General features: G+C 71.8%; 19 protein-coding genes and 1 riboswitch. Of the genes, 12 read left to right on the top strand and 7 right to left on the bottom strand.

What is annotated here, in order from left to right; translation table 11 throughout:
• Position 1: 1 nt before the first annotated feature.
• Both J3P30_RS07945 and J3P30_RS07940 read left to right on the top strand, forming a co-directional pair.
• A complete protein-coding gene (locus J3P30_RS07945) occupies positions 2 to 550 on the top strand; it encodes a GNAT family N-acetyltransferase (RefSeq protein WP_210480510.1) in 549 nt (182 codons plus the stop codon).
• Complete coding sequence (locus tag J3P30_RS07940) at positions 547 to 1,284, top strand: HAD family hydrolase (RefSeq protein WP_210480508.1); 738 nt, start codon at positions 547 to 549, stop codon at positions 1,282 to 1,284. The genes J3P30_RS07945 and J3P30_RS07940 overlap by 4 nt, the downstream gene beginning before the upstream one ends.
• Positions 1,285 to 1,833: 549 nt before the next feature.
• Here J3P30_RS07940 and J3P30_RS07935 read toward each other — a convergent pair.
• Positions 1,834 to 2,736, bottom strand: a complete 903-nt coding sequence (locus J3P30_RS07935) for a hypothetical protein (protein WP_210480506.1) — start codon at positions 2,734 to 2,736, stop codon at positions 1,834 to 1,836.
• Between the two features lie 444 nt (positions 2,737 to 3,180).
• Positions 3,181 to 3,318, top strand: a riboswitch (FMN riboswitch).
• A 61-nt stretch (positions 3,319 to 3,379) separates the two neighbouring features.
• On the opposite strand from J3P30_RS07935, the gene ribD reads away from it, so the two are divergent.
• The 4 genes from ribD to ribH are packed head-to-tail and all read left to right on the top strand — an operon-like array spanning position 3,380 to position 6,828.
• Positions 3,380 to 4,423: a bifunctional diaminohydroxyphosphoribosylaminopyrimidine deaminase/5-amino-6-(5-phosphoribosylamino)uracil reductase RibD gene (gene ribD, locus J3P30_RS07930; protein ID WP_246852737.1), complete on the top strand. Its 1,044-nt coding sequence runs from the start codon at positions 3,380 to 3,382 to the stop codon at positions 4,421 to 4,423.
• A gap of 1 nt (position 4,424) precedes the next feature.
• On the top strand, positions 4,425 to 5,069 hold the full coding sequence (locus tag J3P30_RS07925) for a riboflavin synthase (protein WP_210480505.1): 645 nt from the start codon (positions 4,425 to 4,427) through the stop codon (positions 5,067 to 5,069).
• Positions 5,066 to 6,349 (top strand): GTP cyclohydrolase II, encoded by a 1,284-nt coding sequence (ribA, locus tag J3P30_RS07920; RefSeq protein ID WP_210480503.1) that lies wholly within the window; start codon positions 5,066 to 5,068, stop codon positions 6,347 to 6,349. Before J3P30_RS07925 ends, ribA begins: the two co-directional genes overlap by 4 nt.
• A complete protein-coding gene (ribH, locus tag J3P30_RS07915) occupies positions 6,346 to 6,828 on the top strand; it encodes a 6,7-dimethyl-8-ribityllumazine synthase (protein ID WP_210480501.1) in 483 nt (160 codons plus the stop codon). Before ribA ends, ribH begins: the two co-directional genes overlap by 4 nt.
• 112 nt (positions 6,829 to 6,940) lie before the next feature.
• Here the strand turns inward: ribH and J3P30_RS07910 are convergent, their stop codons facing one another.
• A complete protein-coding gene (locus J3P30_RS07910) occupies positions 6,941 to 7,756 on the bottom strand; it encodes a PfkB family carbohydrate kinase (protein WP_210480499.1) in 816 nt (271 codons plus the stop codon).
• 101 nt (positions 7,757 to 7,857) lie between these two features.
• On the opposite strand from J3P30_RS07910, the gene J3P30_RS07905 reads away from it, so the two are divergent.
• The 4 genes from J3P30_RS07905 (at position 7,858) to J3P30_RS07890 (ending at position 12,565) form a co-directional block, all read left to right on the top strand.
• Positions 7,858 to 9,246 carry an MFS transporter gene (locus tag J3P30_RS07905; protein WP_210480498.1) on the top strand — a complete coding sequence of 463 codons (1,389 nt, stop codon included), beginning with the start codon at positions 7,858 to 7,860 and terminating at the stop codon, positions 9,244 to 9,246.
• 94 nt (positions 9,247 to 9,340) lie between these two features.
• Entirely contained in the window at positions 9,341 to 9,556 is a 216-nt protein-coding gene (locus tag J3P30_RS07900) for a hypothetical protein (RefSeq protein ID WP_246852736.1), read from the top strand.
• A gap of 7 nt (positions 9,557 to 9,563) precedes the next feature.
• Positions 9,564 to 11,417 carry an ABC transporter ATP-binding protein gene (locus J3P30_RS07895; protein WP_210480495.1) on the top strand — a complete coding sequence of 618 codons (1,854 nt, stop codon included), beginning with the start codon at positions 9,564 to 9,566 and terminating at the stop codon, positions 11,415 to 11,417.
• Between the two features lie 278 nt (positions 11,418 to 11,695).
• Positions 11,696 to 12,565, top strand: a complete 870-nt coding sequence (locus J3P30_RS07890; protein ID WP_210480494.1) for a DUF559 domain-containing protein — start codon at positions 11,696 to 11,698, stop codon at positions 12,563 to 12,565.
• 206 nt (positions 12,566 to 12,771) lie between these two features.
• Here the strand turns inward: J3P30_RS07890 and J3P30_RS07885 are convergent, their stop codons facing one another.
• The gene (locus J3P30_RS07885) at positions 12,772 to 13,350 is read right to left on the bottom strand and encodes an isochorismatase family protein (protein WP_210480492.1); all 579 of its coding nucleotides are present in this window, start codon (positions 13,348 to 13,350) and stop codon (positions 12,772 to 12,774) included.
• Between the two features lie 128 nt (positions 13,351 to 13,478).
• Here J3P30_RS07885 and J3P30_RS07880 point away from each other — a divergent pair, with 128 nt between their 5' ends.
• Positions 13,479 to 14,315 carry a PhzF family phenazine biosynthesis protein gene (locus tag J3P30_RS07880; RefSeq protein WP_210480490.1) on the top strand — a complete coding sequence of 279 codons (837 nt, stop codon included), beginning with the start codon at positions 13,479 to 13,481 and terminating at the stop codon, positions 14,313 to 14,315.
• Between the two features lie 17 nt (positions 14,316 to 14,332).
• Here the strand turns inward: J3P30_RS07880 and J3P30_RS07875 are convergent, their stop codons facing one another.
• The 4 genes from J3P30_RS07875 to J3P30_RS07860 form a co-directional block, all read right to left on the bottom strand.
• Positions 14,333 to 15,739 (bottom strand): D-alanyl-D-alanine carboxypeptidase, encoded by a 1,407-nt coding sequence (locus J3P30_RS07875; protein WP_307807439.1) that lies wholly within the window; start codon positions 15,737 to 15,739, stop codon positions 14,333 to 14,335.
• Between the two features lie 9 nt (positions 15,740 to 15,748).
• Positions 15,749 to 16,741 carry a Gfo/Idh/MocA family protein gene (locus tag J3P30_RS07870; protein ID WP_210480488.1) on the bottom strand — a complete coding sequence of 331 codons (993 nt, stop codon included), beginning with the start codon at positions 16,739 to 16,741 and terminating at the stop codon, positions 15,749 to 15,751.
• Positions 16,742 to 16,846: 105 nt separating this feature from the next.
• Complete coding sequence (locus J3P30_RS07865) at positions 16,847 to 17,554, bottom strand: ThuA domain-containing protein (protein ID WP_210480487.1); 708 nt, start codon at positions 17,552 to 17,554, stop codon at positions 16,847 to 16,849.
• Positions 17,555 to 17,865: 311 nt separating this feature from the next.
• On the bottom strand, positions 17,866 to 18,876 hold the full coding sequence (locus J3P30_RS07860; protein WP_210480485.1) for an aldo/keto reductase family protein: 1,011 nt from the start codon (positions 18,874 to 18,876) through the stop codon (positions 17,866 to 17,868).
• 299 nt (positions 18,877 to 19,175) lie between these two features.
• On the opposite strand from J3P30_RS07860, the gene J3P30_RS07855 reads away from it, so the two are divergent.
• Positions 19,176 to 19,322 carry a hypothetical protein gene (locus tag J3P30_RS07855; RefSeq protein ID WP_210480483.1) on the top strand — a complete coding sequence of 49 codons (147 nt, stop codon included), beginning with the start codon at positions 19,176 to 19,178 and terminating at the stop codon, positions 19,320 to 19,322.
• Positions 19,323 to 19,443: the final 121 nt, after the last annotated feature.

Raw genomic sequence — 19,443 nt, 5'->3', positions numbered from 1 at the left:
CGTGGCCCCGTTCGAGCTCCGCACCGAGCGGCTGCTGCTCGACCAGCCGGTCGCGGCGGACGTGGACGACATCACCCGCTACTGCCAGGACCCGCTCTTCGAGCGGTTCATGACGGTGCCCGTCCCGTACTCCCGCCGCGACGCCGAGTACTTCGTGAGCCGGCACGTCCCCGACGGCTGGGCGTCGGGGACGGAGTACACGTGGGCCCTGCGCGTGGCGGGCTCCCAGGACGTGGTGGGCATGATCGCCCTGCGCACCGCCCGCCCCGACCTCGGCTACTGGCTCGGGGCACCCCACCGCGGACACGGCTACATGACGGAGGCGGTGCGCGCCGTGACGGGGTGGGCGTTCCGCTCCGGGTACGAGCGCGTGGAGTGGGAGTGCGTCGCCGGCAACCTCGCCTCGGCCGCGGTCGCCCGTGGCGCGGGCTTCGGGTACACCGGCGAGGGCCCGAGCGTGCTCACCTTCCGCGACGGCAGCCATCCGCACTCCTGGCACGGCGTCCTCCCCGCGCCCGACGGCGAACCGCGCCCGTGGCCCGGGCCGTGACCCTTCGCGCGGTCCTGTTCGACCTCGACGACACCCTCTTCGCGCACCGGTCGGCGGTCGACGCGGCGATCCTCGCCCACCTCGCGGCGTCGGGAGTCGCGGCCGCCGATCCTGCCGCCGTGCTGGTCCGGTGGCGCGCGCTCGAGGAGCACCACTACCACCGCTACCTGCACGGCGAGCTCGACTACCTGGGGCAGCGCCGCGCGCGGGCCGGCGACTTCCTCGCCGAGCACGGCGGGCGGATCCTCACCGACGAGGCCGCGGACGCCTGGTGGACCGCCTACCTCCAGGAGTACCGGAACGCCTGGCGGCTGCACGAGGACGCCCTCCCCTGCCTCGACGCCCTCGCGGCTGCCGTTCCCGGCATCCGCTTCGGCATCATCACGAACGGGGAGCTCGACTTCCAGACGACCAAGCTCGACGCGATGCGGCTCTCGGAGCGGATGGACGTGGTCGTCGCCTCGGCGGACGTCGGCGTGACGAAGCCCGACCCGCGCATCTTCGAAATCGCGTGCGAGCGCCTCGGGGTCACACCCGGCGAGGCGGCGTACGTCGGCGATCGGCTCCGCACGGATGCGATCGGCGCCGCCGATGCAGGCCTTCTCGGAGTCTGGCTCGACCGCGGACACGAGGCTCCGGACCCCCAGCTGCTCACCGAGGCCGAGGCGCTGGGCGTCGTCCGTATCTCCGGACTGGACGAGCTTCCGCCGCTCCTGAAGAACACCCGCTGCTAAGCAGGGACCCTCACCGAAACATCATGAATCTCGTTGCGGCGTGCGCCGACATTTGTCCGTTCGGAGCGGCTTGCTCACCGGACCCGTCGACCTTGCTTCGCTCTCGGGAGAACGTCTTCACCTGTGATGCCTGGAATCTCGGGCGCGCTCCACGGCGCTGGACTGCTTTGATGCGTTCCTGGTCCGCTTCGGATCTGAACCGCGGCCGTGCCGACAGCACCTTTGCGCACGCTTGAGTTCCGCGGGATTCTGCGCGGGGAGTGCGCCGCAATGAGTTCTGCGCCCAGGACGAGGCGCGTGACGCGTCGTGGACCTTGCTCTCCGTCACACGTTTAGGAGTGGCTCGACTCACCGCGCGGACCGGTGCGGGGTCAGCCCGGTATCAAAGCGACGGCAGCGCGGATCGCGTCCAACGCTGGAGCGCCACAGAGCCAGGCGAGCGCGACGAGTGTGACGCAAAGCAACGCGAGCACGGAGAGGACGCGGAATGTGCTGCTCCACCCGCCCCCAACCGCCGAGTCGATTACCGACCACATGGTGATCTTCGTTTCAGAGGGCGGCTTCTTCGGGCTTGGCACCGTCCGCCTCCTCGTCGTCGGCGAACTTGGTGGAGGCTCGCTCATCGACGCGGAGCTTGGCCGCGCTGCGAAGCGCTGCTCGCTCCGTCGTGGAGTAGGGCGTGAGTAGCGTGTGGAGCGAAGTTCGGCGGCGTCCTTCACCGGAGCGGGCGTCCCGCACCTTGCGCTCGCGCGAGTGGACGAGACCCGCCTTGCGGAGCTTGGTCAGCCCTTCCTCTGCAGTAGTTCGGGAGATGCCGTACCACGTCTGAGCGCGGTCGATGGCGAGCTCGGCCTCGGGAGTCTTGCCGCTCTCCTTGAGCAGAATGAGCAGAACGATCAAGGCGGGCAGTTCGAGGGTGGCAAAGTGCCCCTCGAGCCAGAACGCGTGGGGGAGCGTGAAGTAGGAGTCGCCATTGTCGCCCGTAGGGGGCTTGTAGTCGGTCTGGCCGTCCTCGCGGCGAGGGCGGACAGCCGGGGTGCGTCCCTTCGTGCGAGCGATCAGACCGAGGTCTTCGAGCTGACGCCACGCGTCCGAAACGGACTGCTTCGTCCACGTGAGGGCGCCGGGCTGATCGCTGCTCAGGAAGCGGACCCACACTGCGGCGGGGAGTGGGTCATCCTCCCGGTTGAGCCACGGCCAGTTGGTGAGCAGAGCCAGGTACAGGATGATGGCTCGGCGATTGCGCGTCAGCTTCGCCAGCGTGCCGGGGCGGCTGCTTCGGGTGGCCGTTCCCGGCTTCTGCACGAACCGGTGTCGGACCTTCGTGTACCCGCTACGGCTCAACTTCAGGAACTCCTGTCGGGTTTCCGCCGGAGTGATTGGGTCATCGTCGTCGCGAGAATCGTCGTGAGGTACCTCGCCGGTTTCGGCGGAAAGGGTTGTCGGCTTCATGCGGGATACCGTACACGCCTGCTTGAGCTTCGCTACCGTTCCCGCGGCACTCACGTTCAGGCTTGGCGACACAATATGAGATAGCTTGATCTCGCTCAGACGGCATTCTGAGATCGCGATACGGCATTCAGTTGGTCGATTCGGCTCCGCCGGTCGTCTGGTCTGGCCAAGGGCCGATCAATGCCTGGATCTCGCCACCAGTTTCGCGATACCTGGAGCGGCCCGTCGAAGCCGGTAGGCGACCCAGGGGTCGCCAATCCGAGCGGCCCCGTCGGAGTCGGGTCTTGGGACCTACGTGATCAAACGGTGGTCACGATCGCGAGCGCCGCGAACTCATCAGTCCCCGCCGTGCTGCTGCCTGCTGCGCCCCGTCCCCCGATCGGGGGGCCGGCACTCGGGGAATAAGCGGGGAAGTGGGGCGTTGCCGTATAACTGAACCAAGAAACACGTGCTCCGGGGTCGGTGGAAGTCTGAACCGGCGGTCAAAGTCCGCGAACCGGCGAGCGCCCTCGGGCGAGCGCCGGCCGATCCGGTGGAACTCCGGAACCGACAGTCACAGTCTGGATGGGAGGCAGCACGGGTCGTCGCGCGCGCGGCGACGACAGCGCCTGCATACCCCGGAGTCCCGACAGGACGAGGCGGAATGGGCGACGCGGGCGGCAGAGCTCCTCTGGAGCAGGCGATGCGGCGCGCCGTCGAGCTCGCCCGCCGCGGCCCCGCCTGGACCCGCAACCCGCAGGTCGGGTGCGTGCTGATCGCCCCTGACGGCTCCGTCCTCGCCGAGGGCTGGCACCGCGGCGCCGGAACCGCGCACGCCGAGGTCGACGCTCTGTCGAAGCTCCCCCAGGGTGCCGCCCGCGGCGCCACCGCGGTCGTCACGCTCGAGCCGTGCAACCACACCGGCCTGACCGGACCCTGCAGCGAGGCGCTCATCGCGGCGGGGATCGCCCGCGTCGTCTTCGCCGTCCCGGACCCGACGCCGGACGCCGACGGCGGGGCCCAGCGCCTCGCCGAGGCGGGCATCGAGGTCGTCGAGGACGTGCTCCGCGACGAGGTCGAGGCCGCGATCCTGCCCTGGCTGACCGCCGCGCGCGAGGGCCGGCCCTACGTCATCGCCAAGTGGGCCTCGAGCCTCGACGGGCGCATCGCCGCGACCGACGGCTCCAGCAGGTGGATCACCGGACCCGCCGCCCGCGCCGACGTCCACCGGCGCCGCGCCGACTCCGGCGCGATCCTCGTCGGCACCGGCACCGTGCTCGCCGACGATCCCGCCCTCACCGCCCGGAGCGAGGACGGAGAGCTCCTGCCGCACCAGCCGCTGGCGGTCGTGGTCGGCTCCCGGCCGCTGCCCGACGACGCCGCCGTCCGCCGCCACCCCGGAGGCTTCCGGTCGTTCGAGCTCGCCGACCTGCGCGCCGTCCTCGACTCGCTCTGGGACGAGGGCGTCCGCACCGTCTTCGTCGAGGGCGGTCCGACGCTCGAGACCGCACTCCTCCGCGAAGGCCTCGTCGACGAGGTCCTCGTCTACCTCGCCCCGGTCCTGCTGGGAGGCACGCGCCTCGCGATCGCCGACCTCGGCATCCCTGACATCGCGCACGCGCGCCGTCTCGACCTCGTCTCCGCCGACCGCCTCGGCGAGGACGTCCGCATCATCGCTCGCCCGAGGCGCGCACCGAAGGAGGACTGACATGTTCACCGGGATCATCGAGGAGCGCGGCCGCATCACCGCGTTCGACGAGCTGCCGGACGGCAGCGCCCGCCTCACCGTGCACGCGCCCCTCGCGGTGTCCGACGCCCGCCACGGAGACTCCATCGCCGTCAGCGGGGTGTGCCTGACCGTCATCGACCAGGGCGCGGACTGGTTCGCCGCGGACGTCATGGGGCAGACGCTCGCCGTGTCCGCTCTGGCCGGGGTCCGGGTCGGCGACGAGGTCAACCTCGAGCGCGCCGCGCGCGTCGGCGACCGCCTCGGCGGTCACATCGTGCAGGGACACGTCGACGGCGTGGGGACGCTGCTCGCACGCACGGACCTCGAGCACTGGCGCGTGCTGCGCTTCGCGGTCGACCCGTCGCTCGCGCCGCTCGTCGTCGACAAGGGGTCGATCGCGGTCGCCGGCGTCTCCCTCACCGTGTCCGCGGTCAGCGAGCCTGGCGAGGACCCCTCGTGGTTCGAGGTCAGCCTGATCCCCGAGACCCTGACGGCCACCACGCTCGGCTCGCTCGAGCCGGGCGCCCTGGTCAACGTCGAGACGGACGTGCTCGCGCGCCATGTCCGCCGCCTGGCAGCCTTCGGCGACCGGGTTCCGAGCGCCGCGGAAGGAGGCGCGAGATGAGTCTCGCGAGCATCCCGGAGGTCCTCGAGGCGCTGCGGGCGGGCCGGCCCGTCATGGTGGCCGATGACGAGGGACGGGAGAACGAGGGCGACGTCATCCTGGCGGCGGAGCTCGTCACCCAGGAGACCATGGCGTGGACCATCCGGCACACGTCCGGCTTCATCTGCGCGCCCATGCCCGACGAGATCGCGGACCGCCTCGAGCTGCCGGTCATGGTCGCCGTGAACGAGGACGCCCGCGGCACGAACTACACGGTGACCGTCGACGCGGCCGACCGGCTCTCGACCGGGATCAGCGCGGCCGACCGCGCGCACACGCTGCGTACCCTCGCCGACCCGACCGCCACGCCCTCGCGGCTGCTGCGGCCGGGTCACATCCTCCCGCTGCGTGCGGTCGAGGGCGGGGTGCGCGAGCGTGCGGGGCACACCGAGGCGGCCGTCGACCTCATGCGCCTCGCCGGGCTGCAGCCGGTCGCCGCGATCGGCGAGGTGGTCGGCGAGGACGGCGAGATGATGCGCCTGCCGGAGCTCATCCGCTTCGGCGAGCAGGAGGACGTCCTCGTCACGACGATCGCGATCCTCCTCGAGTACCTGCGGGACCGTCCGGAGGAGGCGCGCCTGTGCGACGCCCCGGTCGTCACCGACTCGCCGCGGGTCCGGTTCGAGGTCGAGACCACGGTGCCGACCGTGCACGGCCCGTTCCGGATGCGCGCCTACCGCGACGGGCTGACCGGAGCGGATCACGTCGCCATCGTCTCGGGCACCCCGGAGCCGGGCGCCCTCGTCCGGGTGCACTCCGAGTGCCTCACGGGCGAGGCGTTCGGATCCCTGAAATGCGAGTGCGGTCCGCAGCTCGACGCCGCGCTCGAGGTGATCCAGCGCGACGGCGGCGTCGTGGTCTACCTGCGCGGGCAGGAGGGCCGCGGCATCGGCCTGATCAACAAGCTGCGCGCCTACCGGCTGCAGGAGGAGGGGCTCGACACGCTCGACGCCAACCTCGCGCTCGGGCTGCCCGCGGACGCGCGCGACTACGGCGCGGCGAGCGCCATCCTCGCGGATCTCGGCCTCACCGAGGTCCGGCTGCTCACCAACAATCCCGAGAAGGTGCGGCAGCTGGAGCAGTACGGCGTGGACGTGATCGGGCGCGTCCCGCTCGTCGTCGGCGTGACGCCGCAGAACGAGAGCTACCTGGAGACCAAGCGCGACCGGATGGGGCACGCGATCGACGCGGGCGCCCTGATGTCCGGCACTCTCCCCACCCTGGAAGGACAGCAGCAGTGAGCGGACACGGCGCCCCCAGCGTCTCCCTCGAGGACCTCGATGCGCACGGCCTGCGCGTGACGATCGTCGCCGGGAGGTGGCACGAGGAGATCTCGGAAGGCCTCCGCGCCGGCGCCCGGCGCGCGCTCGAGAAGGTCGGAGCGGTCGTCACCGAGATCGACGCCCCCGGCAGCTTCGAGCTGCCCGTGCTGAGCAAGGCGGCACTGGATGCGGGAGCGGATGCGGTGGTCGCCCTCGGGGTGATCATCCGCGGCGGCACCCCGCACTTCGACTACGTCGCCGACGCCGCCACGAGTGGCCTCACCCAGGTCGCGCTGCTCACGGGCAAGCCGGTCGGGTTCGGCGTGCTGACCCTGGACGACGAGCAGCAGGGCCTCGACCGTGCCGGCCTGCCGGGTTCCAAGGAGGACAAGGGCGCCGAGGCCGCGGAGGCCGCGGTGCGCGCCGCCCTGGCGCTGCGCCGCCTCCGCTTCGGCTGACGCGCAGCGGCCGGCGGAGAACGGCAACCGCAGCGACGATCGGCAACCGTGCACGGCTGCCGGTCGTCGCCGGCGTTGCCGTTTCCCGTTGCGCAGGAGTGCGCAGCGGACGTCAGGCGGGCTGAGCGCCGACCCAGCCGACCGCCTCCGCGCCCGCCGCTGCCGCCGCGCGGAGCGCCTCCTCACGGTCCGCGCCCGCGGCGAGCGCCGCAGCCAGGGCGCCGCAGAACGCGTCGCCCGCGCCCGTCGTGTCGACCACGCGTTCCACGGGTGCCGCGGGCACCGAGAGGTCTCCCCAGCGGGCGCCGTCGCCGCCGAGCGTCGTCAGCAGCGACGGGGGACGGAGTCCCGCGCGCTCGAGCAGCTCGCCCTCGTGCTCGTTGACGACGACCGGGTCCGCGAGAGCCAGGACGTCCGCCGGGAGGTCCGCGTAGGGGGCGAGGTTGAGCACGACCCGAGCCCCGGCGCGTGCTGCGCGGCGAGCCGCGTCGGCGACTACGCCGAGGTCGAGCTCGAGCTGCGCGAGCAGCACGTCGCCGTCGCCGAGCGCGTCGACCGGCGCCAGATCCTGGACGGTCACCCGGCCGTTCGCGCCGGGCGACACGATGATCGTGTTCTCGCCGTCCGCCGCCACGGCAATCGCGGCATGGCCGGTCACGCCGTCCGGGTCGACCCGGACGCCGGTGACGTCGATGCCGAGCTCCCGCAGGCGGTCGACGTAACGGCCGCCGAACGCGTCGTCGCCCACGCGCCCGACCATGGTCACGGCGGCGCCCGCCCGTGCCGCCGCGACCGCCTGGTTCGCGCCCTTGCCGCCCCACAGGGTCCGGAGGTCGCCGCCGAGCACCGTCTCGCCCGGCTTCGGATGACGCTCGACGGTCACGACCGAGTCGACGTTGAGCGACCCGACCACGACCACGCGTCCCACGCCCCCATCCTGTCAGGGCGGCGCATGCGGAGGCGTATCGTAGATCGGTCGGTCGAGGAGGCCCGGCGGTCAGCAGCAGAGGAACACCCCGGACAGGACCTATGACGACGAACACCGAGACACGACCGCAGGCGAACCCCCGCTCCCGCGTGATCATCGCGAGCCTGGTCGGCACGTCGATCGAGTTCTACGACTTCTACGTCTACGCGACCGCCGCGGTGCTGGTCTTCCCGGCCCTCTTCTTCCCGAACGCCGACCCGACCACGTCGCTGCTGTCGTCGTTCGCCGCGTTCGGCGCGGCGTTCGTCGCCCGTCCGCTCGGCTCGGTCCTCTTCGGCCACTTCGGCGACAAGATCGGCCGCAAGGGTGCGCTCGTCGCGACCCTCCTCACCATGGGCATCGCGACCGTCGTGATCGGCATGCTCCCGACGGCGCTCACGCCGGGCTGGGAGCTCCTCGCCCCGCTCCTGCTCGTGCTCATGCGCTTCGCACAGGGCCTCGGGCTCGGCGGCGAGTGGAGCGGAGCGGCGCTGCTCGCGACCGAGAACGCGCCGGCCGGGAAGCGCGCGATCTACGGCACCTTCCCGCAGCTGGGCGCGCCGATCGGCTTCATCCTCGCCAACGGCGTCTTCCTGATCCTCGCCACGACGCTGCCCGCCAACGCCTTCGCCTCGTGGGGCTGGCGCATCCCGTTCCTCGCGAGCGCCGTCCTCGTGATCGTGGGCCTGTACGTCCGGTTCAAGCTCATCGAGACGCCCGCCTTCCAGCGGGTCCTCGAGCAGGGCGAGGTCGCGAAGGTGCCGGTGCTGCGCGCGTTCAAGACCAGCTGGCGGCCGCTCATCCTCGGGACGTTCGTCATGCTCGCGACGTACGTCCTCTTCTACCTGATGACGACCTTCACGCTGACCTACGGCACCACCCCCGCCACCGTCGAGGCCGCCCAGGCCGCGGCGGAGGCGGCCGGCCGGCCGTTCGCCGCGGAGGCCTTCGTGCCGGGCCTCGGCTACACCCGCAACGCGTTCCTCATCATGCTCATCGTCGGCGTCGTGTTCTTCGGCATCCTGACCCTGGTGTCGGGTCCCCTCGCGGAGCGGTACGGACGCCGCAAGCACCTCATCTGGACGACCGTCGGCATCATCGCGTTCGGGCTGCTGTTCGTGCCGCTGTTCGGCGGCGGGTTCGTCGGCGTGATGGCACTGCTGATCGTCGGCTTCTCGCTCATGGGCCTGACCTTCGGCCCGATGGCCGCGATCCTTCCGGAGCTCTTCCCCACGAACGTCCGGTACACCGGCTCCGCGGTCAGCTACAACCTGTCGAGCATCCTCGGGGCGGCCGTGGCGCCGTTCATCGCGGTCGCGCTCTGGCAGGCGGCGGAGGGCAGCACCTGGCTCGTCGGGCTGTACCTCAGCGCGATGGCCGTCATCACGCTCGTCGCGCTCCTGATCACTCGGGAGACGCGGGACGTCGAGTACGAGTCCAACGTCAGCTGACGGCGGCACGGCCGGGGACGCCGACTCCTTCGGCGCGCCTGCGGCTGTCAACTGCAGTTGACATGGCGGGATGTTGTCAACCAGAATTGACAGCATGAGCATCGACGCGCTCCGCACCCTCACCGGGGACGCCGGCGCCGACGACCCCTACACGGCGCTGAAGGCGATCGCCGAGCTGCGGCGGGAACTCGACCGGGTGGAGACGGTCACGGTGCGCCGGGCGCGGAACGCCGGGATGTCCTGGCAGCTGATCGCGCTCGCGCTCGGCGTGACCCGTCAGGCAGTGCACAAGAAGTACGGACGAAGATGAGGACCCGATGAGCTCCCCCTCCCGCACCCGGTCCTTCGGCCGCCGATCGGCGGAGTCCGGACCTCGCGCCTCGCTGCGCGAGCTCCTCCCGTACGTCTTCGAGCACCGGACGGTGCTGGTCGTGGTGCTGATCCTCGGCGTCCTGGGCTCGGCCGCGGCCCTCGCACAGCCCGTCCTCGTCAGCAGCGTGATCTCCGTCGTCCAGGCCGGCGAGCCGCTCGGCGGCCTGGTGTGGCTGCTCGTGGTCCTCGTCGTCCTCTCCGGGCTCCTCGGCGGCTACCAGCACTACCTGCTGCAGCGCACCGGGGAGGGCGTCGTCCTCAGCTCCCGGAAGCGGCTGATCGCGCGCCTGCTCCGGCTCCCGATCGGCGAGTTCGACACCCGGCGGGTCGGCGACCTGGTCTCCCGGGTGGGGTCGGACACCACCCTGCTGCGCGCCGTCCTCACGCAGGGCGTCGTCGAGTCCGTCGGCGGCACCATCACGTTCGTCGGCGCTCTCATCGCGATGGCGATCCTGGACCCGGTCCTCCTGCTGCTGACCCTGCTCGTCGTCGCCGTCGCGATCGTCACGGTCGTGACGCTCTCGGCACGCATCCGCCCCGCCGTTCTGGAGGGCCAGAAGAAGGTGGGCGACCTCGCCGCCGCCGTCGAGCGCGCGATCAGCGCGATCCGCACGGTACGGGCGGCGGGCGCGACCGAGCGCGAGGTCGCCGCGATCACCGCCGAGGCCGAGGGCGCCTGGCGCCAGGGCATCAGGGTCGCGCGGATCTCGGCGCTCATCGTGCCCATCGCGAGCGTCGCCATGCAGGTCGCGTTCCTCGTGGTCCTGGGCGTCGGCGGCTACCGCGTGGCGAGCGGAGCGCTCAGTGTCGCGAACCTCGTGGCGTTCATCCTGTTCCTGTTCATGATGATCATGCCGCTCGGCCAGTTCTTCGGCGCCGTCAACGCGGTGAACCAGGCGCTCGGCGCGCTCGGCCGGATCCAGGAGGTGCTGTCCCTCCCCACCGAGACCGAGCGGGACCGGGAGATCGCCCCGATCGCCGTGATCGTCGGCGCGGCGAACGAGGCGGTGCATCCCGGCGCTCCCGCCATCGAGCTCGCCGACGTCCGCTTCGGCTACGTGACCCTCGCCGATCAGGAGCGCGTGGACGCGCCCCAGGGCGGGCCGGAGATCGTCCGCCAGCCGGTGCTGCACGGGGTGAGCTTCGCCGTGCCGCGCGGGTCGCGGACGGCGATCGTCGGACCGTCCGGCGCCGGCAAGAGCACGATCCTGTCCCTCATCGAGCGCTTCTACGACCCCGACTCCGGCGTCATCCGCCTCGGCGGCGTGGACATCCGCGGCCTGCGCCGGGAGGCGCTGCGTGCGCAGATCGGCTACGTCGAGCAGGACGCCCCCGTGCTCGCGGGCAGCCTCCGCGACAACCTGCTGCTCGCCGCCCCGGAGGCGACCGAGGAGCAGTGCGTCGACGTCCTCCGCCGGGTCAACCTGGCCGAGGTGCTCGAGCGCGACCCGGCCGGGCTCGACGCCCAGGTCGGCGAGGACGGCATCATGCTCTCCGGCGGCGAGCGCCAGCGTCTCGCGATCGCCCGGACGCTGCTGGCGGCGCCGCCGATCCTCCTGCTCGACGAGTCGACCTCAAGCCTCGACGGCGTGAACGAGCAGCGGATGCGCGAGGCGATCGACGCCGTCGCGGAGAACCGGACACTGATCGTGATCGCCCACCGCCTCTCGACGGTCGTGGACTCCGACCAGATCGTCGTCCTGGATCACGGCCGCGTCGTCGGCGCGGGCACGCACAGCGACCTCGTGCGCACGGTCCCCGTCTACCGCGAGCTCGCGAAGCACCAGCTCCTCGTCTGACCCCGCCCCCGGGGTCCGGGAGCGCGTCCGCGTTTGCGCTTGCACGGATCCGGAGAACCTGCACGGATCCGGAGGACCTCCACGGATCCGGAGGACCTCCACGGATCCGGAGGGATCGACGACACGCCGTCGCGGGGCGGGCCAGGGGCGGCGTGTCGCCGGAATCCCCGGATCCGTGCAGATGCTCGGCTTCCCTCCCCACCTCACGGCGGCGCACACTTTCCCCCTAGCCAGCCGGTCACTGGGTCCGGCTACCCTGGGCGCGCCACGTTGGACCGGTGAACCTGTCGCTGGCTGCCGCCCTCGTTCCGCTGGGCGGTGTGGCCCATATCCAGGATCTCCTCCGACTCGGCTACAGCCGTCACCGGGTAGCCGCGATGGCCCATGCCGGCGACCTGGTCCGGGTGCGGATCGGCTGGTATGTCCTGCCGACGCTCGAGCCCGAGGCGATGCGCGCCGTCCGTGTCGGCGGCCGGCTCGGGTGCATCTCCGCTGCCCGCTCATTCGGGCTCGCCGTGCCCGTCGACCACCGGCTGCATGTGACCCTGGACCCGCACGCCACCCGCCTCAGATCGAGCTCGGACCCGTTCCACCGCGTCCATGCCGGGGAGGAGCGCGGCGTCGTGTGGCATCGCAGCGATCAAGCGCCTCGGACAGCACACGAGCGATTCCGCGTCGCGCTTCCGACCTGTGTCCGGGAGGTCCTCGCCTGCTTCGGCACCGAGTGGGCGGTCGGAGTGCTGGACTCCGCACTGTCCAAGCGCCTGATTCGGAGCGAGGCTCTGGAGAAGGATGCCGCACTCGCCAGCACCGCTGCCGAGGCGGACGGACGCTCCGAGAGCATCCTGGAGTCCGTCCTGCGCGTCCGGCTTCGGGCGGCCGGCATCCATCCCGACCTGCAAGTGGAGATCGGCCCGTACCGGGTGGACTTCCTGATCGACGGCTGGCTCGTCGTCGAGTGCGACGGCGCGTTCCACGGGACCGAGGAGCAGTTCGCCTGGGACCGGCGTCGTGACGCCTACCTCAACGCAACGGGCTACCGGGTGCTGCGGTTCACCTACCGGCAGGTGGTCGACGAGTGGGCTGCCACCCTGCACACCATCCGAAGCGTGCACCGTCAGGGAAGGCCGGAGGACGTGCTCACCTGAGCGCACTGCCCTGCACGGATCCGGAGGTCTGAGCGGCACGCCGCCGAGGAGGGTCGCGTCCCCGGCGTGTCCCCACATCCTCCGGATCCGTGCAGGCTCCGCCGGAACCGTGCAGACTCTCCGGATCCGTGCAGACTCTCCGGATCGGTGCAGGCCCGCCGGATCCGTGCAGGGCCTCCGGGACGGGGCGTCCGCGTAGCCCGCGGCTAGGTGTGGGCGATCTCCACGCCGGCCTCGCGCAGCTCGTCGAGCGCCGCCGTGCTCGTCGTCGGCGCGACGCCGGCGACCAGGTCCGTGAGCACGCGCACGCGCTTGCCCTCGTGCAGGGCGTCGAGGGCGGAGGCGCGGACGCAGTAGTCGGTGGCGATCCCGACGACGTCGACCTCGGTGACGTCCCTCTCGGCCAGGACGTCGCGCAGGGGCACCCCCTCCGGCGTCTCGCCCTCGAAGATCGAGTACGCCGGCTTCCCCTGGCCCTTCCGGATGTGCACGTCGACGTCGGAGGTGTCGAGGTCCGGGTGGTACTCCGCGCCGGGGGTGCCGGCGACGCAGTGGACGGGCCAGGTCGTCACGTAGTCGGGGTCCTCCGCGGTGGCGAAGTGGCCGCCGTTGTCGTTCGCGCCGTCATGCCAGTCGCGCGAGGCGAAGACCACGTCGTACCGGTCCGGGTGCTCGTCCAGGTAGCGGGAGATGCCCGCCGCGACGGCCGCTCCCCCGTCGACGCCCAGGGCGCCGCCCTCGGTGAAGTCGTTCTGCACGTCGATGATGAACAGCGCCGAGCTCATGCCGGAATCCTATCCGCGGCCCGCAGAGCTGCCGGGCCGGGGACCGCTCGGCCTCCTGATCCACCCGAGCGGGACCGGGACCGGACATCGGCGGTGCGGCCGGACGCAAGCTGCGGGATGATCGGGGCATGCGCACGCGGAAGTTCGCCCAGGTCGATGTCTTCTCCTCCGCCCCGCTCCGCGGCAATCCCGTGGCGGTCGTCCTCGACGGGGAGGACATCTCCGACGAGGACATGCAGGCCTTCGCACGGTGGACGAACCTCTCCGAGACCACGTTCCTCCTCGCTCCGACCGCCCCCGAGGCCGATTACCTCCTCCGCATCTTCACCCCGGGCGGCGAGCTGCCGTTCGCCGGTCATCCCACCCTCGGCAGCTGCCACGCCTGGCTCCGCTCCGGCAATGAGCCGCTCAACCGCCGAGATGTCGTGCAGGAGTGCGGCATCGGGCTGGTCCACCTCCGCGTCGAGGGCGACAGCATCGCCTTCGACGCGCCGCACCTGCGGCGCGCGGGCGACGCGACCGAGGAGGAGACCGAGCACGCGATCAAGGCCCTCGGGGTCGAGCCGTCGAAGGTGCACGGCGTGCACTGGGTCGACAACGGGCCGGGCTGGCTCGGCGTCCTCCTCGACAGCGCGGACACGGTCCTGAAGCTGGAGCCGGACTTCACCGCCATGGGCGACGCGAAGATCGGCGTCGCCGGTCGCCACGACGGCGATGGCCCCGCCGACTGGGAGGTGCGCGCCTTCGTGCCCTCGCTCGGCATCCGCGAGGACCCGGTCACGGGCAGCCTCAACGCCGGCCTGGCCCGCTGGTTCTTCGACGCCGACATCGTGCACGCGCCGTACACGGTCCGGCAGGGCACGGCGCTGGGGCGGGACGGTCGCATCACGGTGAGGCCGGAGGGCGAGCGCATCTGGGTGGGCGGCCCCAGCACGACCGTGATCAGCGGGACCGTGACGCTCTAGTAGGGGACCGTGACGCTCTAGTAGTTCGAGAGATTGTCGCCGCAGTCCCAGAACGCCGCGGCCAAGGCGTCGATCGCCTGCTTGGCGTTGTCCCGCACGTCGCCGAGGGCGTAGATCGCGAAGGTGAGCCAGGTCCCGTCGGAGGCCTGGATCAGTCCCGACAGCGTGTAGCCGTCGTCGATCCATCCAGTCTTGGCGCGCACCGCCCCGTCGGCCCGAGAGCTCGCGCCCGCGAACCGGTCGTCGTAGCGCAGGGACCCGCTCTGCCCGGACACGGGGAGCCCGTCGTACACGGCCCAGAGCGAGGCCTCCCGGTTCAGCACCTTGGCGAAGAGCGAGGTCAGGAACGCGGGCGGGACCGCGTTCTCGCCGCTGAGCCCGGAGCCGTCCACGATGCGCAGGGCCGACGTGTCGAGCCCGTACGCCGCCAGTCCCGCCGTGATGCCCGCCTGGTGCGAGGCGAACGTGTTGCCCGCTCCGGCGCGGATCGCGGTCTCGCGCGCGAGCGCCTCCGCGATCGCGTTGTCCGAGACGATCAGGGTCTGCTGAACGAGGGTCGACACCGGCTGGGACTCGACCCGGCCGAGCACCGGTGCGCCCGCCGGCGCCGTCCCCCGGACCGTGGCGGCCGCTCCGAGCGCGGCCGCGAAGGCGTCACCGGCACGCTGCACGGGGTCCTCGCTCCTTCTCGACGTCGTCGCGAAGGGGTCGTCCCGGTCGCCGTCGACCATGAGCGCGGTGATCTCGGGCATGTAGCCCATGGTCAGCTCGGACCGCTTCCAGCTGGCGTGCCAGTCCTCGCCCCCGAAGTAGGAGGAGTCGAGCACGACCGTGGTGATCGGCGTACCGGCGGTCGCGGGGTCGGCGTTCCACGCGGCGCGCACCTGCGCCGCGAGGTCGTCGAGGTGCGGCGCCCCGGGATACACGGTCTCCTGCCCGGACGGCGTGCGCGACAGAGTCGGGTCGCCGCCGCCGACGAGGACGACCGTGCCCGGCTCCGCACCGCGGACCACCGTGGTGGAGAGCCGGTGGTCGGGCCCGAGGACGGCGAGGGCGGCGGCACTCGTCAGCACCTTGAGCACGCTCGCGGTCCGGGACGGCACGTCGCCGCCGCGGTCGAAGAGCACCTGGCCGGTCGACGCGTTCACGACCCGGCCCTGGAACGAGGCGAGCCGGGGATCCGACGCCTCCGCGGCCACGGAGCAGGTGCGTACGCGAGCGGGCGCCACCGGGGCCGCGGGAACCGCCCGCACCTCGGGAGGCGGGGTGGGGGCCGGCGTCGATGCGACGGTGGGCAGCGGCGCCGGCATGGCTTCCGGGCCTCCGACCGCAGCCCCCGCCGCGACCGCCCCGCCGAGGGCGGCCGCGTACAGGACGACGGCGCCGCCCAGGGCGGCGATCCGCGCGCGGCGGGTCAGCGGCACCGGGACAGTCTAGGCAGACGCCTCGCCCGGGTAGGTCAGTCCGATGCGCTCCCGGATGTCGTCCATGACCTCCATGATGCGGACGGTCTCCGCCGGGGAGAGCCGCGGGCTCGCCGTCTCGCCGGCGCGCAGGAGGCGCTCCGCCTCGAGGGCCTGGTACTGCATCCCGCGTCCCTCGATGGACGACTCGTAGCGCTCGACGACCTCGCCCGTGTTGTCGAGCACTGTGAACGAGGTGGGCGAGTACCAGACCGGGTCGATGTCGATCCGGCCGAGGGTGCCGCGCACGCTCGCGCCGCCGGCGCCCCGGCTGTCGAGCGCGGTGTGCAGCAGCGACTGGCGGCCGTCCTCGTGCTCGAGCAGGATCGCGGTCTGCCGGTCGACGCCCGTCTCGGTGAAGGCGGCGAAGGCCGCGACGTTCGTCGGTGCGCCGAGGATGTCGACGGCGAAGGACACCGGGTAGATCCCGAGGTCGAGGAGCGCTCCGCCGCCGAGCTCGGGGTTGTACATCCGGCCCTCGAAGTCCTTCGGGACGTCCTGGTCGTGGTCCGCGATGACCGTCCGGACGTCGCCGAGGGTGCCGGCCTCGATGATCTCGTGCAGGCGGACCATGTGCGGCAGCCACCGCGTCCACATCGCCTCGAGCACGAGGAGGTTCTTCTGCGCCGCGAGCGTCGTGACCTGCCGGGCCTCGTGCGCGTTGATCGTGAACGGCTTCTCCACGAGCACGTGCTTGCCCGCCTCGAGGGCCAGCAGCGCGGCGTCCGCGTGCCCGGTGTGCGGGGTCGCGATGTAGACGATGTCGACGTCCGGGTCGGCGACGAGGTCCTCGTAGCTGCCGTGGCGGTTCGGAATCCCGTGCTTCTCCCCGAACGCGTCCGCCTTCTCCTGGGAGCGGCTGCCGACCGCGACCACGCGGAGACCCGCCACCTTGAGGTCCTTCACGAAGGCGTTCGCGATGCCGCCTGCTGCCAGGATTCCCCAGCCGATCTCGTCCGTCATCTACCGCCCTCTCGACCCCGACGTCAGCCGGTCCATGCTAGCGATGAGCGCGGAGGCCCCGCTCGCCCCGGTTGCGCGGCGAGGACAGGGGGTCGCGCGACTCCCCTATCGGCTCGCCCAGAGCATCCCGCGCTCGATGACGGTGCGCACCGCCGGCACCTGCAGGGTCGCGAGATCGTGCCCGGGAGTGGCGACGAAGATGCGGCCCTTCCCCCAGGTGCGGGTCCAGATCGCCGGGCAGGTGACGGGACGCGACCACGGCCGGTCGGGGCGGGTCGGATGCGTCGTGGTCGCGAGGACGTCGTTGTAGTCGTCGGAGAGCACCCAGTACTGCTCGGAGTTCACGTCGAAGTCGCCCACGTCGGCCGTGATCGGGTGCTGCCGTCCGGCGTCCGTCAGCTCGACGCGGTAGGGGCGGAAGTTCCGCCGGTCGCCCACGTCCTCGGGTCCGAGGTCGTCCTTGCTCGGGTGCGTGGCGAACTGACCGCCGACGAGGTGCAGGTAATCCGAGGTCGCCCGGTACGAGTCCGCGATGCCGCCGTGCCAGCCCGCGAGGCCGACGCCGGACTGCACGGCGGACTCGAGCCCCTGGAACTGCTCGGCCGTGATCGAGGACATGGTGACGCACTGGACGATGAGGTCGACGCCGCCCATGAACTCGGAGTCGGCGTACACGCCCGGTCCCTCCTCGATCCGGACGTCGTACCCGCTGCTCTCGAGGAACGGCACGAAGAGGTCCGTCGCCTCCTTGGGAGAGTGCCCCTCCCAGCCACCGCGGACAACGAGGGCGGACTTGGTCGTGCCGTCGCTCATGCGACTCCTTCCGTCGACTCCCTCCACCCCACCATCGGGAACGGTCCGGGGGCAAGCCGAGGAGCGGTCGCGAGCCGGCGACCGCCCTCTCTGCTACCGTCCCATCGCCGCGGCGCAGTCGAGCACGCCGACTGCGCCGCGAAACACCGAGCGCACCCTAGGCACGGGGTGCGCTCGGTGCGCCAAGCAGCACTCGGCGAACCGCGGCGCGCTCGGCGGCGGCCAGAGGCACGCTGGGGGCGGCGCGCTCGGCGTGGGGAGGCGCGCTCGGCGTCCGGAGGCGGCGGGAGGCGCCGTCGGCGGCGCTTCCGCTATGCCTCGCGCTTCGCCGGGGAGGACTTGGCCGTCAGGGCCGGGTCGCGCTCCGCGAGGTCGCCGACCGCTTCGTCGATCCGCCGCATCGTCTCGTCGTCCAGTTCGACGTCGATCGCCGCCGCGTTCTCGGCGATCTGCTCCGGACGCGAGGCGCCGACGATCGCGGACGCGACGTTGTCGTTCTTCAGCACCCAGGCGAGGGCGAGCTGCCCCATCGAGATGCCGAGGTCGTCCGCGATCGGACGGAGGCGCTGCACGCCCTCGAGGATGTCGTCCTTCATCCAGCGGGCGATCATGTCGGCCCCGCCCTTGTCGTCCGTGGCCCGGCTGCCGGCCGGCGGCTCGGCACCCGGCTGGTACTTGCCGGTGAGCACGCCCTGCGCGAGCGGCGACCACACGATCTGCGAGATCCCGAGCTCCTGGGACGTCGGTACCACCTCGCCCTCGATGACCCGCCACAGCAGCGAGTACTGGGGCTGGTTCGAGATCAGCTGCACGCCGAGCTGCGTCGCGAGCTCGTGGCCCGCCCGGATCTGCTCGGCGGTCCACTCGCTGACCCCGATGTACAGCACCTTGCCCTGGCGGACGATGTCCGCGAAGGCCTGCATCGTCTCCTCGAGCGGAGTCTCCACGTCGTACCGGTGCGCCTGATACAGGTCCACATAGTCGGTCTGCAGGCGGCGCAGCGACCCGTTGATCGCCTCGAAGATGTGCTTCCGCGACAGACCCAGGTCGTTGTGCCCCTTCGGCCCGATCGGCCCGAACACCTTCGTGCAGATCTCCAGCGACTCGCGGCGCTGTCCCTGCAGCGCGACGCCGAGCACCTCCTCGGCGACCGTGTTCGCGTAGACGTCCGCGGTGTCGAACGTGCTGATCCCGGCGTCCAGCGACGCCTGGACGCACGCGACGGCCGCATCGTTCTCCACCTGCGAGCCGTGCGTCAGCCAGTTCCCGTAGGTGATCTCGGACACTCTCATGCCGCTGTTGCCCAGGTATCGGTACTTCATCGCCTGCCCTCCCGGCGCCGAGCCCCGGCGCCCCTCCCATGCTCCCGCCTCGCCCGCCCGGACCAGCTCTCGCCGGGGGCACCTTGACACCGGCCGCCGGGCGACATAGGTGTGCCCCCCTCGGTGGTGGCGGCTGCGACGGCTCCGAGAAGCGAGCGATGGGAGTGCCGGACGAGATCGGCCGTCGCGCTTCCCGAAGTAGCTCACAGTCCAAGCGACTTGATCTTCGAACAAGCGCCGCGTAGCGTGTCCCGGACCCCGGCCGACGTCGGGTTCTCCCGAACGCACCGGAAGGCACCATGTCCACCACGCTCCCCGTCGACACCACCGGCGCGCACGCCGCGGCTCCGACCTGCCCCACCTGCGAGGGGCCGCTGAAGAGCGAGGGCGAGTCTCCGCTCGGCTACTGGTCCTGCGGGTCCTGCAACCTCATCTTCCTCGCCTGACCGTCCTTCGTCGCCTGATCCGGTCCGCGCCGCCTCGCCGGTTCGCCCGCGCCGCTGCGCTCGGATCCGCACAGCGGTGGCGTCAGGACCGGTCCGACATACGGAGAAGGGGGTGACGCGG

This window comes from Naasia sp. SYSU D00948, from assembly GCF_017916515.1.
Lineage (GTDB): Bacteria > Actinomycetota > Actinomycetes > Actinomycetales > Microbacteriaceae > Naasia.
Note: the sequence above shows the minus strand (reverse complement) of the source record. Positions and strands in the feature narration are given on the sequence as shown.